This is a genomic window from Streptomyces sp. NPDC093801 (assembly GCF_040701585.1).
Lineage (GTDB): Bacteria > Actinomycetota > Actinomycetes > Streptomycetales > Streptomycetaceae > Streptomyces.
In genome coordinates this window covers 47517-61420 of the sequence record NZ_JBFBDP010000008.1, presented here as the reverse complement: position 1 = coordinate 61420, position 13904 = coordinate 47517, and the positions used below count along the sequence as shown (strand labels likewise).

13 protein-coding genes are annotated in these 13904 nt (G+C 75.3%); 5 read left to right on the top strand and 8 right to left on the bottom strand.

Going from position 1 to position 13904, the window contains the following annotated elements; genetic code table 11:
- Positions 1-60: 60 nt before the first annotated feature.
- The 4 genes from AB0469_RS11085 to miaA all read right to left on the bottom strand — a co-directional run bounded on the left by AB0469_RS11085 (position 61) and on the right by miaA (position 4852).
- Positions 61-2133, bottom strand: a complete 2073-nt coding sequence (locus AB0469_RS11085) for an HD domain-containing protein (RefSeq protein WP_366451049.1) — start codon at positions 2131-2133, stop codon at positions 61-63.
- 140 nt (positions 2134-2273) lie between these two features.
- Entirely contained in the window at positions 2274-3149 is an 876-nt protein-coding gene (dapF, locus tag AB0469_RS11080) for a diaminopimelate epimerase (RefSeq protein ID WP_366451048.1), read from the bottom strand.
- Positions 3150-3234: 85 nt separating this feature from the next.
- Entirely contained in the window at positions 3235-3801 is a 567-nt protein-coding gene (locus AB0469_RS11075) for a hypothetical protein (RefSeq protein WP_366451175.1), read from the bottom strand.
- A gap of 112 nt (positions 3802-3913) precedes the next feature.
- A complete protein-coding gene (miaA, locus tag AB0469_RS11070) occupies positions 3914-4852 on the bottom strand; it encodes a tRNA (adenosine(37)-N6)-dimethylallyltransferase MiaA (RefSeq protein ID WP_366451047.1) in 939 nt (312 codons plus the stop codon).
- Between the two features lie 175 nt (positions 4853-5027).
- Here miaA and AB0469_RS11065 point away from each other — a divergent pair, with 175 nt between their 5' ends.
- Together AB0469_RS11065 and AB0469_RS11060 are read left to right on the top strand one after the other, a co-directional pair.
- Positions 5028-5264: a hypothetical protein gene (locus tag AB0469_RS11065; RefSeq protein ID WP_366451046.1), complete on the top strand. Its 237-nt coding sequence runs from the start codon at positions 5028-5030 to the stop codon at positions 5262-5264.
- Positions 5265-5313: 49 nt separating this feature from the next.
- Positions 5314-5559, top strand: a complete 246-nt coding sequence (locus AB0469_RS11060) for an antitoxin (RefSeq protein ID WP_366451045.1) — start codon at positions 5314-5316, stop codon at positions 5557-5559.
- A gap of 91 nt (positions 5560-5650) precedes the next feature.
- Here AB0469_RS11060 and AB0469_RS11055 read toward each other — a convergent pair whose 3' ends face one another.
- The gene (locus tag AB0469_RS11055; protein ID WP_366451044.1) at positions 5651-6358 is read right to left on the bottom strand and encodes a class III extradiol dioxygenase subunit B-like domain-containing protein; all 708 of its coding nucleotides are present in this window, start codon (positions 6356-6358) and stop codon (positions 5651-5653) included.
- Positions 6359-6488: 130 nt separating this feature from the next.
- Positions 6489-8009: a tRNA (N6-isopentenyl adenosine(37)-C2)-methylthiotransferase MiaB gene (miaB, locus tag AB0469_RS11050; protein WP_366451043.1), complete on the bottom strand. Its 1521-nt coding sequence runs from the start codon at positions 8007-8009 to the stop codon at positions 6489-6491.
- Between the two features lie 91 nt (positions 8010-8100).
- Here miaB and AB0469_RS11045 point away from each other — a divergent pair, with 91 nt between their 5' ends.
- Together AB0469_RS11045 and AB0469_RS11040 are read left to right on the top strand one after the other, a co-directional pair.
- A complete protein-coding gene (locus AB0469_RS11045) occupies positions 8101-9027 on the top strand; it encodes a LysR family transcriptional regulator (protein WP_366451042.1) in 927 nt (308 codons plus the stop codon).
- A gap of 79 nt (positions 9028-9106) precedes the next feature.
- Positions 9107-10102: a TAXI family TRAP transporter solute-binding subunit gene (locus tag AB0469_RS11040; RefSeq protein WP_366451041.1), complete on the top strand. Its 996-nt coding sequence runs from the start codon at positions 9107-9109 to the stop codon at positions 10100-10102.
- Here the strand turns inward: AB0469_RS11040 and AB0469_RS11035 are convergent.
- Both AB0469_RS11035 and AB0469_RS11030 read right to left on the bottom strand, forming a co-directional pair.
- Complete coding sequence (locus AB0469_RS11035) at positions 10092-11030, bottom strand: ROK family protein (protein ID WP_366451174.1); 939 nt, start codon at positions 11028-11030, stop codon at positions 10092-10094. The genes AB0469_RS11040 and AB0469_RS11035 overlap by 11 nt on opposite strands.
- A 108-nt stretch (positions 11031-11138) precedes the next feature.
- On the bottom strand, positions 11139-12263 hold the full coding sequence (locus AB0469_RS11030) for a LacI family DNA-binding transcriptional regulator (RefSeq protein ID WP_366451040.1): 1125 nt from the start codon (positions 12261-12263) through the stop codon (positions 11139-11141).
- A gap of 351 nt (positions 12264-12614) precedes the next feature.
- Between AB0469_RS11030 and AB0469_RS11025 the strand changes: the two genes are divergently transcribed.
- Positions 12615-13868 carry a glycosyl hydrolase gene (locus AB0469_RS11025; RefSeq protein ID WP_366451039.1) on the top strand — a complete coding sequence of 418 codons (1254 nt, stop codon included), beginning with the start codon at positions 12615-12617 and terminating at the stop codon, positions 13866-13868.
- Positions 13869-13904 lie beyond the last annotated feature (36 nt).

Here is a 13904-nt window from a genome sequence, read left to right as displayed (position 1 = left end):
AACGAGACTCCCCCGGCCGTTCCCGGCCTCCCCCCGCCTCCGGCGTCCGCTCCCGGCGCCTCAGGCCCGGCCGACGTCGTAGACGCCGGGCACGTCCCGCATCGCCCGCATCAGGCCGGGCAGCACCGAGGCGTCGGGGAGCTGGAGCGTGTAGCTGTGCCGGACCCGCTGTTCCACGGGCGGCTCCACGGTCGCGGAGACCACCTCGACCCCTTGGCGGGCGATGGCCTCGGTCAGGTCGGCCAGCAGGTGCGGGCGGCCGAACGATTCGGCGAGCAGGGTGACCCGGCAGTCGGCGGTGGCCCTCCAGTGCACGGCGACGGAGGTGCGGCCCAGGGAGCGCATCTGTGCGACGGCCGGGCAGTGGATCCGGTGGACGGTGACGGCCCCGCCCCGTACGACGAACCCGGCGACCGCGTCCGGCGGTACGGGGGTGCAGCAGCCGGCGAGGCGGACGTGCGCGTCGGGGAGGTCGGCGACGGCGTTGCCCCCGCCCCCGCGCAGCCCGGGCACCGAGAGCGGGGCGCGGGGGGCGGCGGTGGCGGGTACGGCCCCGTCGGGGTGGGCCTGGAGCCAGCCGCTGATGGCGATCCGGGCGGCGGGGGTCCGGGCGTGCTCCAGCCAGTCGGCGGCGGGCCCGGAGGAGGAGTCCTGGGCGAGCAGCAGCTGGACGGTGTCCCCGTCGGAGAGCGGGGCTGAGAGGGAGGTGAGGCGCCCGTTGACGCGGGCGCCGATACAGCCGTGGGCCGCCTCGCCGTGCTGGGCGTAGGCGGCGTCGATGCAGCTGGCCCCGGCGGGCAGGGCCAGGGTGCCGCCGTCGGCGCGGTACACGGTGATCTCGCGGTCCTGGGCGAGTTCGGCGCGCAGCCCGGACCAGAAGGTGTCGGGGTCGGGCGCGGACTGCTGCCAGTCGAGGAGCCGGGAGAGCCAGCCGGGCCGGGTGGGGTCGACGCGCTCCTCCTCGCAGTCGGCGCCCTCGGCGGTGGCGTACGGGTTGCCGAGGGCGACCACGCCGGCCTCGGCGACGCGGTGCATCTGCCGGGTGCGGACGATGACTTCGGCGACGTACCCCTCGGGGACGGCGACGGCGGTGTGCAGGGACTGGTAGAGGTTGAACTTCGGGACGGCGATGAAGTCCTTGAACTCCGAGACGACCGGGGTGAAGCAGGTGTGGAGCTCGCCGAGGACGGCGTAGCAGTCGGCGTTCTCGCCGACGAGGACGAGGATGCGCCCGAAGTCCGGGCCGCGCAGCTCGCCGCGGGTGCGGGAGATGCGGTGGACGGAGACGAAGTGCCGGGGGCGGACGAGCACCTCGGCGGCGATGCCGGCCTCGCGCAGGACGGTGCGTACGGACTCGGCGATGGCGAGGAGGGGGTCGTCGGCGCCGGAGTGGGAGGCGATGAGCGCGCGGGTGCGCTCGTACTCCTCGGGGTGCAGGATCGCGAAGACGAGGTCTTCCAGCTCGGTCTTGAGGGCCTGGACGCCGAGGCGTTCGGCGAGCGGGATCAGGACGTCGCGGGTGACCTTGGCGATCCGGGCCTGTTTCTCGGGGCGCATCACGCCGAGGGTGCGCATGTTGTGCAGCCGGTCGGCGAGTTTGATGGACATGACGCGGACGTCGTTGCCGGTGGCGACGAGCATCTTGCGGAAGGTCTCGGGTTCGGCGGCGGCGCCGTAGTCGATCTTCTCGACCTTGGTGACGCCGTCGACGATGAAGGCGACCTCGTCGCCGAACTCGGCGCGGACCTGATCGAGGGTCACCTCGGTGTCCTCGACGGTGTCGTGCAGCAGGGACGCCGTCAGGGTGGTGGTCTCGGCGCCGAGTTCGGCCAGGATGAGGGTGACGGCGAGCGGGTGCGTGATGTACGGCTCGCCGCTCTTGCGCATCTGGCCGCGGTGCGAGGACTCCGCCAGGAGGTACGCACGGCGCAGGATGGACAGGTCCGCGTCCGGGTGGTGGGCGCGGTGCGCTTCTGCTACGTGTCCGATGGCGGCCGGGAGGCGGTCCCGGGACGCGGGCCCGAGCAGGGCGGCTCGGCCCAGGCGGCGCAGATCGAGCCGGCTACGGCCACGTCTGCGCAGCTCAGGGCGCATTTCTGCGTGTGCTTCGGGGTTCGTGGCCTCTGCACTCATGGGCACCTCCGGCGGCTTCGACCGGCGGTGGTGGGCATGGGGTGAGCCCTCAGGGCCGGTGCCTGATGTTACCGACCCCACCACGTGGCGCAGTCCGCCTCTCGCTCAGCGTGAAACGGATCACCCATGAGAGGGAATCTTCAGGCGAAAGCCGTTTCGCCGAGCCAGTCCGCTTCGAACTCGCCGGCGGCCACGATGACGGCCGGACCGGTCATGTCGATGCGACCGTCGGGGTGTTCGGTGATGACGAGGGTACCGCCGGGCAGGTCGACCGTGTACGAGACGGGCTCACCCGTGACGGCGGGGTCGGCGCCGTCACGCCGGATGGCGGCGACGGCGACGGCGCAGGCGCCGGTTCCGCAGGAGCGGGTCTCGCCGGATCCGCGCTCGTGGACGCGCATGGCGACGTGCCGCGGGCCGCGGTCGACGACGAACTCGACGTTGACCCCGGTGGGGTAGGCGGAGGCGGGGCTGAAGGGCGGGGGGCTGTACAGGTCGCCGGCGTGGTCGAGGCTTTCGACGAACGCGACGGCGTGCGGGTTCCCCATGTTCACGTTCCGCGCGGGCCAGGAGCGCTCGCCGACGGAGACGGTGACCTCTCCTTCGGGGAGCCGGGCGCGGCCCATGGAGACGGTGACGTCGCCCGTCTTGGCGAGGTGGACCTGCTTGACGCCGCCCCGGGTGGCCACCGCGAAGTCGCCGGGCTCGACGTGGCCGGCGTGGTGGAGGTAGCGGGCGAAGACGCGCACGCCGTTGCCGCACATCTCGGCGACGGAGCCGTCGCTGTTGCGGTAGTCCATGAACCACTCGGCCTCGTCGGCCAGGTGGGCGGCCTCGGGGTGGGCGGCCGACCGCACCACGTGCAGCACGCCGTCCGCGCCGATGCCGGCCCGGCGGTCGCACAGGGCGGCGACGGCGGTGGGCGGCAGCTCGATGGCGTTGTCCGGGTCGGGAACGATCACGAAGTCGTTCTCGGTCCCGTGACCCTTGAGGAAGGGGAGGGCGGTGTGCGTCACGGGCCCATGGTACCGAGCGGGACCGCGTCCCGGCCGGTGGGATCAGCATGCGGTCAGGCTGCCGTCAGCGCGGCGTCGGCGCTGGTCAGCGCAGGCGGGCCACCCGGTAGACGGCCAGGGCGACGACGACCAGCGCGACCAGCGCGTAGAGCCCGGCGATCCGCCAGTCGGGGCGGCGGCCGCTGCCGCGCGGCGGGAGCCCCGGCCAGGAGTAGCCGACGCGGCGCGCGGCCATCATGCCCCAGCCGCCGGCGCAGGAGCTGATGAGGAAGCCGAGCATGGCGACGACGGCGCCGCCGTCGCCGAACTCGAAGGCCAGCGGGAAGGCGAACATCAGGGAGCCGGCGGCGGCCAGCATCACGATCGGGGCGATCTGCCAGATGCGCAGCCTGCGCTGGGGGCGCAGTTCGACCTCGACGGCGGGGCCGGCGGCGGCCTCCGTGCCGGGCTCGGGCAGGTCGGGGCCGTCGGGGGTCAGCCGCGCCGGGTCGGCGGGCAGGCCGAGCCCGTCGGGGCCGTCCGGTCCGCCGGGGATGCCCGGCGCGCCGGGGCCGGCGGGCTCACCGGTCGCCGCGGGGGCGGCGGACAGGCTCGCCTCCGCTTCCCGCTCGGTCTCGTCCCGCCCGGTGTCTCGTCGAGGGCCGGCCTCCATCGCCACGCGCCCTCCCCACTTCGGACTCCGCACGCCACTGTTCAGGAGTTTGATGATGGCACGGTCGCGGGCCCTCGACGGGCACACGGGGCTTCCCGATGCCATCACGTGATCAGGCTGTGACCGCTCGTTCGACCAACGACTGCGCGAGTCCGGGGAGTTCCCCGCGGTCGGCGACGGCTCCGCTGAGCCAGTGGACGCGGGGGTCGCGGCGGAACCAGGAGTCCTGGCGGCGGGCGAAGCGCTTGGTGGCCCGTACCGTCTCGGCCCTGGCCTCGTCCTCGGTGCACTCGCCGGCGAGGGCGGCCAGGACCTGCTGGTAGCCCAGGGCGCGGGAGGCCGTGATGCCCTCGCGCAGGCCCCGGGCCTCCAGGGCTCGGACCTCGTCGACCAGGCCGGCCTCCCACATGCGGTCGACGCGGGTCGCGATGCGCTCGTCGAGCTCGGGGCGGGCCACGTCGACGCCGATCTGGACGGTGTCGTAGACGGACTCGTGGCCGGGCAGGTTGGCGGTGAAGGGCTTGCCGGTGATCTCGATCACTTCCAGCGCCCGGACGATGCGGCGGGTGTTGCCGGGCAGGATCGCGGCGGCCGCCGCCGGGTCGGCGGCGGCGAGGCGGGCGTGCAGGGCGCCGGGGCCGCGCAGGGTGGCCTCCGCCTCCAGCCGGGCGCGCACCTCGGGGTCGGTGCCGGGGAACTCCATGGCGTCGAGCGCGCCCCGGACGTAGAGGCCGGAGCCGCCGACGAGGACCGGGGTGCGGCCCTCGGCGAGGAGCCTGTCGATCTCGGCGCGGGCGAGGCGCTGGTACTCGGCGACGCTGGCGGTCTCGGTGACGTCCCAGACGTCGAGGAGGTGGTGGGGGACTCCGCCGCGCTCCTCCATCGTCAGCTTGGCGGTGCCGATGTCCATCCCCCGGTAGAGCTGCATGGAGTCGGCGTTGACGACCTCGCCGTCGAAGTGGCGGGCCAGGGCGACGCCCAGGTCGGACTTTCCGGCCGCGGTGGGACCGACGACGGCGATGACCCGCGGAGCGGGGGCTGCATTCCTCACCGACACAGTCTCGCAAACCCGGCGGCATGTACCCGATCGGGTGAGGTGACGGGGTGTGGCCGGGGTCGTTGCCCTGAAGAGGTTCCGGCCCGGCGTGCGCCAGGCGCACATCCGGTGGAGGCCGGTCCGGCCCCGCCGGAACTTCACCCGCACGAGTAACGTTATGGGAGTAGACATGGGCGTTTTTGACCGGATTTTTCGCCGTAAGGAAGAGGTAGTGACCGAGCCGGTCGCCGCCGAGGCCGCCACGGCGGAGACGACGGCCGCGGAGACCGAGCCGGCCGGCGGGGCCGGGGAGGCCGAGGCCGCCGAGGCCGGGGCTCCCGCGGCGGAGGCCGCCGTGGAGATCCCGAAGCAGCAGTCCGCGGAGGTGGCGGCGGACAGCGAGACCGGCGAGGGCGCCCGAAGGTAGCGAACGCCTCCCCGGGCTCCGCCCGGGGGGACCTCCAGGAAGGTGACCCATGGGCCTGCTCGACAATCTGAAGGCCAAGCTCGCTCCGGCCAAGGACAAGGTCGGCGACCTCGCGCAGAAGCACGAGGGCACGATCGGCCAGGGCCTGGACAAGGTCGCCAAGGCCGTGGACTCCAAGACCCACGGCAAGTACAGCGACCGGATCACGAGCAGTACGGACAAGGCGAAGGACGCCCTGGGCAAGGTCGCGCACAAGGACGCCCCCGGCGGGCCGACGCCGCCGGCGGCCTCCTGACGCGGGGCGCCGGCGGGATCAAGGGGCGTGGGACCGGAGGTCCCGCGCCCCTTCGCCGTACGCCCTCACGCACCGGCGCGCCTGCCCGCCGTCAGGACCAGGCGGCGACGAAGTAGCCGACCCCGTACGGGGCCTCCTCGTACAGCAGCCGCCCGCCCAGGCCCGCCCCCTCGGCCGCGCCCGCCAGCACCTGCCAGGGCGCCCGCCCGGCCACCTGGAGTTCGGCGGCGAGTACGGGGTCCAGTCCGGCCAGCGCGCCGGTGTCGGCGGAGCCGAGGGCCCGGCCGGCGGCGGCGTCGAAGGCGGCGGCGCGGTCGTCGAGGTAGCCGGGGGCCTTCAGGGTGCGGCAGGCGCTGCCGTCGCCCATGACCAGCAGCGCGACCCGCTCGTCGGCCGCGGCGAGCTCCCGGCCGGTCTCCAGGCAGCGCGCGGCCTCCAGCGAGGCGGCGACGGCGAGCCCCTCGACGGGGGCGGCGCCCCATCGCGCGCGGCCCAGCAGCCAGGCGCCCACGGCCAGGGAGGCGGGCAGCAGGCGCGGCCCCTCCTCGCCCTCCCCGAGCCGGACCTCGGCGTCGACCCCGAAACCGTGGAAGCCGCCCCGGGAGCCCTGCGGGTACGGCCCCTGGTGGTCGTCGTCGGCCGCGCCGACGACGACCAGCACGTCGGGCCGGGAGGCGGCCAGCACGGCGAGGGCGTCGGAGCAGGCGGTACGGGCCGCGTCGAGTTCGGCGGCGGCGCCCGCGGCGACCTCCGGCACGAGGAGCGGCGGGGCGGGGCAGACGGCGGCGGCTACGAGCATGATCCGCAGCCTAGGCGGTGCCGTGCCGATCGGGCCAGAGGACCGGCGGGGCGGCCCCGGGCCGCCCGCACGTCCCCGGCGACGGCCGTGGGGACGCACGGGCGGAACCCGCGGGCGGAACCGTCCCGGGTCAGTCGATCGCGCAGCCCGAGGTCGCCACCGGCAGCGGGGCCGGGACGCCGAGGGTCGGGATGCCGAGCATGACGCCCTGCGGCTGGGGCGGGGCGGCGTTGCGCTTCTCCCAGGCGTCGCCGGCCCGGGTGCGGCGCACGGCGGTGGTCGGGCCCTCGGCGAGCAGGTGGTGCGGGGCCGCGTAGGTGATCTCCACGGTCACCACGTCGCCGGGGCGTACCTCCTCGTCCGGCTTGGTGAAGTGGACCAGGCGGTTGTCGGGGGCGCGGCCCGACAGGCGGGCGGTGGCGCCGTCCTTGCGGCCCTCGCCCTCGGCGACCATGACCTCCAGGGTGCGGCCGACCTGCTTCTTGTTCTCCTCCCAGGAGATCTCCTCCTGGAGGGCCACCAGGCGCATGTAGCGGTCCTGGACGACCTCCTTGGGGATCTGCCCCTCCATCTCGGCGGCCGGGGTGCCGGGGCGCTTGGAGTACTGGAAGGTGAAGGCGCTGGCGAAGCGGGCCTCGCGGACCACGTGCATCGTCTGCTGGAAGTCCTCCTCCGTCTCGCCGGGGAAGCCCACGATGATGTCGGTGGAGATCGCCGCGTGCGGGATGGCGGCGCGGACCTTCTCGATGATCCCGAGGAAACGCTCCTGCCGGTAGGACCGGCGCATCGCCCGCAGGATCGGGTCCGAGCCGGACTGGAGCGGCATGTGCAGCTGCGGCATCACGTTCGGGGTCAACGCCATGGCGGCGATGACGTCGTCGGTGAAGTCCTTCGGGTGCGGGGAGGTGAAGCGGACCCGCTCCAGGCCCTCGATCTGCCCGCAGGCGCGCAGCAGCTTGCTGAAGGCCTCGCGGTCGCCGAGGTCGGAGCCGTAGGCGTTGACGTTCTGGCCGAGCAGGGTGATCTCCGAGACGCCCTCGGCGACCAGGGCCTCCACCTCGGCGAGGATGTCGCCGGGGCGGCGGTCCTCCTCCTTGCCGCGCAGCGCGGGGACGATGCAGAAGGTGCAGGTGTTGTTGCAGCCGACGGAGATGGACACCCAGGCGGCGTACGCGGACTCGCGGCGGGTCGGCAGGGTGGAGGGGAAGGCCTCCAGCGACTCGGCGATCTCGATCTGCGCCTCCTCCTGGACGCGGGCGCGCTCCAGGAGGACGGGCAGCTTGCCGATGTTGTGCGTGCCGAAGACCACGTCGACCCAGGGGGCCTTCTTGACGATGGTGTCGCGGTCCTTCTGGGCGAGGCAGCCGCCGACGGCGATCTGCATCCCGGGGCGCTTCGTCTTCATCGGGGCGAGCCGGCCGAGGTTGCCGTAGAGCTTGTTGTCGGCGTTCTCGCGCACCGCGCAGGTGTTGAAGACGACCACGTCGGCGTCCCCGTCGGAGCCCTCGGGGGCCCGTACGTAGCCGGCGTCCTCCAGCAGACCGGACAGTCGCTCGGAGTCGTGCACGTTCATCTGGCACCCGTAGGTGCGCACCTCGTAAGTTCCCTTGGGGTCCACCACTGCCGGGCTCCGGTCGCTGCTGCTGGTCATGGAACAAGGGTAGGCGGTGCCGGAGAGCCCCCCGTCCCCCGTGGGGCACGGCCGGGGAGCCGGACGTGCCCGCGATCTAGCATCACCGCTCATGGAACTGGCTCAGCTGAGGTACTTCGTGGCGGTCGTGGAGGAGGGGGGCTTCACCCGGGCCGCGGGGCGCCTGCACGTGTCCCAGCCGGGGGTGAGCGCGCAGGTCGGGCAGCTGGAGCGGGAGCTGGGGCAGCGTCTGCTGGACCGGTCGGGGCGGCGGGTGACGCCGACGGACGCGGGCGAGGCGGTACTGGTCCACGCGCGGGCGGCGCTGGCCGCGGTGGAGGCGGTGCGGCGGACGGCCGACGAGTTCTCCGGGCTGCTGCGGGGCCGGGTCGCGCTCGGGCTGATCCCCGGGGCGGCCGGGGCGCCGGTGGACTCCTTCGACCTGGTGTCGCTGCTCGGCGACTTCCACGACGCGCACCCGCAGGTGGAGATGTCGCTCACCGAGGACACCTCGGAGCGGATGCTGGCCGCGCTGCGGGGCGGGCGGCTGGACCTGGCGGTGGTCGGGCTGGCCGGGGAGCCGCCGCCGGGCGTCACCGTGCGGCTCCTGCTCGACGAACCCCTGGTGGCGGCGGTACGGGCCGACGACCCCCTCGTACGGGAGGCCGTGGACGGGAGCGTCGCGCTGGCCGCGCTGCGCGGGCGGCCGCTGATCTGCCTGCCGCGCGGGACGGGGCTGCGCGGGGTGCTGGAGCGGGCCTGCGCGGAGGCCGGTTTCGCGCCCCGGGTGGACTTCGAGGCGGCCGCGCCGGCGGTGCTGGCCCGGCTGGCGGCGCGGGGGCTGGGGGTGGCGGTGGTCCCGGACGGGGCGCACGCGCAGGCGGGTCCGGGGCTGGTGGCGCTGCGGATCACGGGCCCGGAGCTGAGCGGGCGGGTGGCCCTGGCCTGGCGCGCGGACGGCCCGGCCGGCCCGGCGGCCCGCAGCCTGCTGGCCCGGCTCCGGTCCGCCCTGCCGCCGGTGCCCCGGCCCCGCGGGTAGGCCGCCGCGGCGGGGTCGCGCCCGGGGCCGGGCGGGCGGGCCGTGACAGGACGGCGGGGTGGGTGGGAGGATCGCGGGCATGCCCCTCGTACCACCCCGCATCACCCCGCGCCGCCTCCTCGTGGGGCTGGCCGCCGTGCTGGCCGTGCTCGGGGTGCTGCTGTGGTGGGTGCGGCCCTTCGGGGAGCCCGCGCTCACGGGGCGGCTCACCTTCAGCACGGGCGTCCGCACCGGCGTCTACCACCGCTACGGCCAGTTGCTGGAGCAGGCCCTCGCGCAGGACATGCCCGGGGTGAAGGTCCGGCTGGAGACCAGTGAGGGGTCACAGCAGAACCTCCAGCGGGTGGCCTCCGGCGAGGCCGACTTCACCATCGCGACGGCGGACGCCGTCGCCAAGTACCGCGCCGACGGCAAGCCGGGCGCGGAGCAGCTGCGCGGGTGCGCGCGGCTCTACGACGACTACGTCCAGCTGGTGGTCCCCGCCGGGTCGCCGGTGCAGTCGGCCCGCGACCTGCGGGGCAAGCGGGTCGCGGTCGGCCAGGACGGCTCGGGCGTGCGGCTGGTCTCGGACCGGCTGCTGCGGGCGGCCAAGCTGGACCCGGTCCACGACATCACCCCCGTCGCCATAGGCATCGACACCATGCCCGCGGAGCTGGAGGCGGGACGGATCGACGCCTTCTTCTGGTCGGGCGGGCTGCCGACCAACGCGGTGCGCGAGCTGTCGGAGCGCTTCGACATCCGGCTCGTCCAGCTCGGCGACCTGGTGGAGCAGCTCCAGGCCAGCGGGAGCCCGGCGCGGTACTACCGTGCGGCGGTGATGCCGCAGGACGCGTACGCGCGGGCCCGCAACACCTCGTCGGTGGCCACGCTGGCCGTCCCCAACCTCCTGGTCACCAAGGAGGGAACGGACGCCCGGCTGACGGAGCAGTTCACGCAGACGGTGATCCTGAGCCGGGACCGGATCGGGCACGAGGTGCACGCGGCGCAGCTGGTGGACCTGCGGACGGCGATCTACACCGATCCCCTGGACCTGCACGAGGGGGCCCGGCGGTACTACCGCTCGGTCAAGCCGTAGGGAGCCCCCCGGCCGGCGCCAGCATCATCGCGGCGGCCGCCGCGCCGATGAGCCCGGCGTGGGTGCCGAGCGCGGCCGGCACCACCCGGAGGTCCTCGACGAAGGACAGGGTGGCGTACGAGGCCAGGTGGCGCCGGACCGGTCCGAAGAGGGTGTCCCCGCTGGCGGCGACCCCGCCGCCGATCACCGCGATCTCGGTCTCGACGAGGGTGGCGGTGGCCGCGATGGCGGCGGCCAGGGCGCGCCCGGCGCGGTCGAAGGCGGCCCGTGCGACCGGGTCGCCGGCCGCCGCGGAGGCGGCGACGCCCGCCGCCGTCGGGTCGGGGCCGGTCCAGCCCTGGGCGAGGGCCCAGCGGGCGATGGCGGTGCCGGAGGCGAGGGATTCGACGCAGCCGCGGCCGCCGCAGGCGCAGGGCTCGCCGTCGAACGCGACGCTGATGTGGCCGATGTGGCCGGCGTTGCCGGTGGGGCCTGCGTGGAGCTGGTTGTCGAGGATCAGGCCGCCCCCGACGCCGGTGGAGACCACCATGCACAGGGCGTTCGCGTAGCCCCGGGCGGCGCCGAGCCAGTGCTCCGCCGCCGTCATCGCCACGCCGTCTCCGGCCAGGACCACCGGGATCCGGGCGCCGCGCGCGGCCAGTTCGGCCTCGACCCGGGCCCGGACGGGGAAGCCGCGCCAGGCCCCGATGTTGACCGGGCTGACCGTGCCCCGCGAGGTGTCGACGGGGCCCGCGCTGCCGATGCCGCAGCGGACGGCCCGCTCCCACAGCGGGTCACCGGACAGGTCGGCGATCACCTCGGCGACGGCCGCCATCACCGCCTCCGGGTCCGTCCCGCGCGGGGTCGGGCGCCGGGTGGCCGCGGTCATCGTTCCGTCGGGGTGGACCAGTGCCCCGGCGATCTTCGTTCCCCCGATGTCGATCGCCACGGTCGGGCCGGTGTCGCCGGCTGTGCCGTACGCCGCCGCGACCGGGCGCGGGGTGGGGAAGGCTGGGGTGGGGGTGGTCACGGGAGCACTCCTGGAAGGGGTCGGTCTTCAGTATGCGGTCGGCGGCGGGGCCGTACTGCCGCGGGGTTCCAGCCGGGGCAGCTCGCTCTCGCGGACCCGGGGCGGGGCGCCGGCCAGGACGGAGAGCAGTTCCTCGGCGGCGAGCCGGCCGAAGCCGGCGGTGTCCCGGACGAGGGCGGTCAGCGGGGGGTGGGTGACCCGGCACAGGGCCGAGTCGTCCCAGGCGACGATCGAGAGCCGGCCGGGCACCGGGATGCCGAGTCCGGCGGCGACCGCGCTGCCCGCCACCGCCATCACGTCGTTGTCGTAGACCAGCGCGGTGGGCGGCTGCGGCTCGGCGAGGACCCGGCGGGTGGCGGCGGCGCCCTCGGCGTCGGAGTAGTCCGTGGGCACGGAGCGCACCTGCCCGGGAGGGAGCCCGAGCCGCCGTGCCTCGGCGCGCAGCGCGGCGACCCGGCGGGCGGTGTGGGCGAGGCCGGGCAGGCCGGCGACGTGCACGATGCGGCGGTGGCCCAGCCCGTGGAGGTGGTCCAGGACCTCGGTCATGGCCCGGGCGTCGTCCGCCCGTACCGCCGCGAGACCGCGGGCGGCGTCCTCCCCGGCCCCGGTGCCGGCCGCCCCCGCGGGCCGGGCGGCGCCGGGCGGTGCCGGGTCCTCGGGGTGCCACGGATCGGGGGGCGTCCCCGCCCCGCCGCCTATCACGACCGCCGGAAGGCCCAGCCGGGACAGCAGCGGCGGGCGCGGGTCCCGGGTGCGGGGGTCGACGACGAGGACCCCGTCGACGCGCCGCTCGGCCCACCACCGGCGGTACACGGCGCATTCGGCCCCGACGTCCTCCACCACCTGGAAGAGCAGGGCGGTGCCGGCGGCCGAGAGCACCTCCTGGATGCCGGACACGAGCCGCAGGAAGAAGGACTCGGTGCCGAGGGTGTGCGCAGGACGGGCCAGGACCAGCCCGACGGCGCCCGAGCGTGCCCCCGACAGGGCCCTGGCGGCGCTGTTGGGCCGCCAGCCGAGCTCCTCCGCGACCCGGCGGATCCGGGCGCGGGTGCCCTCGGAGACGCCCGGCTTCCCGTTCAGCGCGAAGGAGACGGCGCTCTCCGACACCCCGGCCCGGCGGGCGATGTCCTTGATGGTGGGTCTGCGGGCCATGGCCGTGCCTTCCTCATCCCTCGGCGACGCGGTCGACGTGGACCCCGTGGGCCGGACCGTACGCGATCCGGCCCCGGTGGTCAGCACCGGCGGCGGGCACCGGCCGCCCCCGGCACGGCCTGAACCACTCTCCTTCTTTCCCCGCGGACGCGTGTACGCGCGCCCGTACCGAACCGCATGGGTTCCGGCGACCGTTGCTCCCCCTCTCCCGGTCACGGGAACGGCTGAAGCGCACAAGTGCCGTGCCCGCCGGAATCCGGACGGGGCCCGCCGGGGCCCTGTTGACTTCCCGCGGACCGGCCCGGCAGTTTGTGGGCGTCCGGCGAATCCCCCTGAACTCCGGGACCCCTCATGGACCGCGCCGCCCGCCCCCGCCCGCTGCGCTTCGGCGCGAACTACACCCCTTCCCGGGGCTGGTTCCACCACTGGCTGGACTTCGACCTCGACGAGGTGCGGGCCGACCTCGACGCGGTCGCCGCGCTCGGCCTGGACCACGTACGGGTCTTCCCGTTGTGGCCGCTCTTCCAGCCGAACCGGACCCTGATCCGGCCGCGCGCCGTCGAACAGCTCGTCGCCCTCGCCGACGCGGCCGCCGAGCGGGGGCTCGACGTGAACGTGGACGGCCTCCAGGGGCACCTTTCCAGCTTCGACTTCCTGCCGGCCTGGACGGGGACCTGGCACCGGCGCGGTATCTTCACCGATCCGGAGGTGGTGGCCGGGCAGGAGGAGTACCTGCGCACCCTGGCCGCGGCCCTCGCCGGCCGGCCGAACTTCCTGGGCATGACCGTCGGCAACGAGGTCAACCAGTTCTCCGACGCGCCCCACCCCGACCCCGACCGGATCACCTCCGCCCAGGCGCAGGCCTGGCTGGAGCGGATGCTGGCCGCCTGCGAGGAGGGCGCGCCGGGCCGGTTCCACCTGCACGCCGAGTACGACGCCGTCTGGTACCGGGACGGGCACCCCTTCACGCCCGCGCAGGCGGCCCGGCTGGGCGCGGCCACGGCCGTCCACTCCTGGGTGTTCGACGGCACCGCGCAGCGCCACGGCCGTGCGGGGGCGGCCACCGAACAGCACGCCGCCTACCTGATCGAGCTGTCCAAGGCCTGGGCCGAGGACCCGCACCGGCCGGTGTGGCTCCAGGAGGTCGGGGCGCCGGCGCCGCTGGTCCCGCCCGAGCACGCGGCGGAGTTCGCCGCGGCCACCCTGGCGGCGGCGCTGGACTGCCCCGGCCTGTGGGGGGTGACCTGGTGGTGCTCGCACGACGTGTCCCGGGAGCTGGCGGACTTCCCCGAGCTGGAGTACGGGCTGGGCCTGCTCACCAACGACGGCCGCACCAAACCCGCCGGGGCCGCCGTCGCCCGGGTCGCCGCGGCCTGGCGGGGCCGGGAGCACCGCCCGGCCGTACGCTCCACCGCCCTCGCCCTGGAAGCCGGAGGGGCCCGGTCCTCCTGCGCCCCGGGCGGTGCGTTCTTCGAGGCCTGGGCGGTGCTGGCGGCGAAGGGGCTGCGTCCGGCGGTGGTGCGGGCGGAGGAGGCCGGCGACCCGGACCGGCTGGCCGCGCGCGGGATCACCGAGGTGCTGCACGTGCACGACGTCACGGCCTGATGCGACCCGACCGCCCTCCCCCCGTCCGCGAGGAGC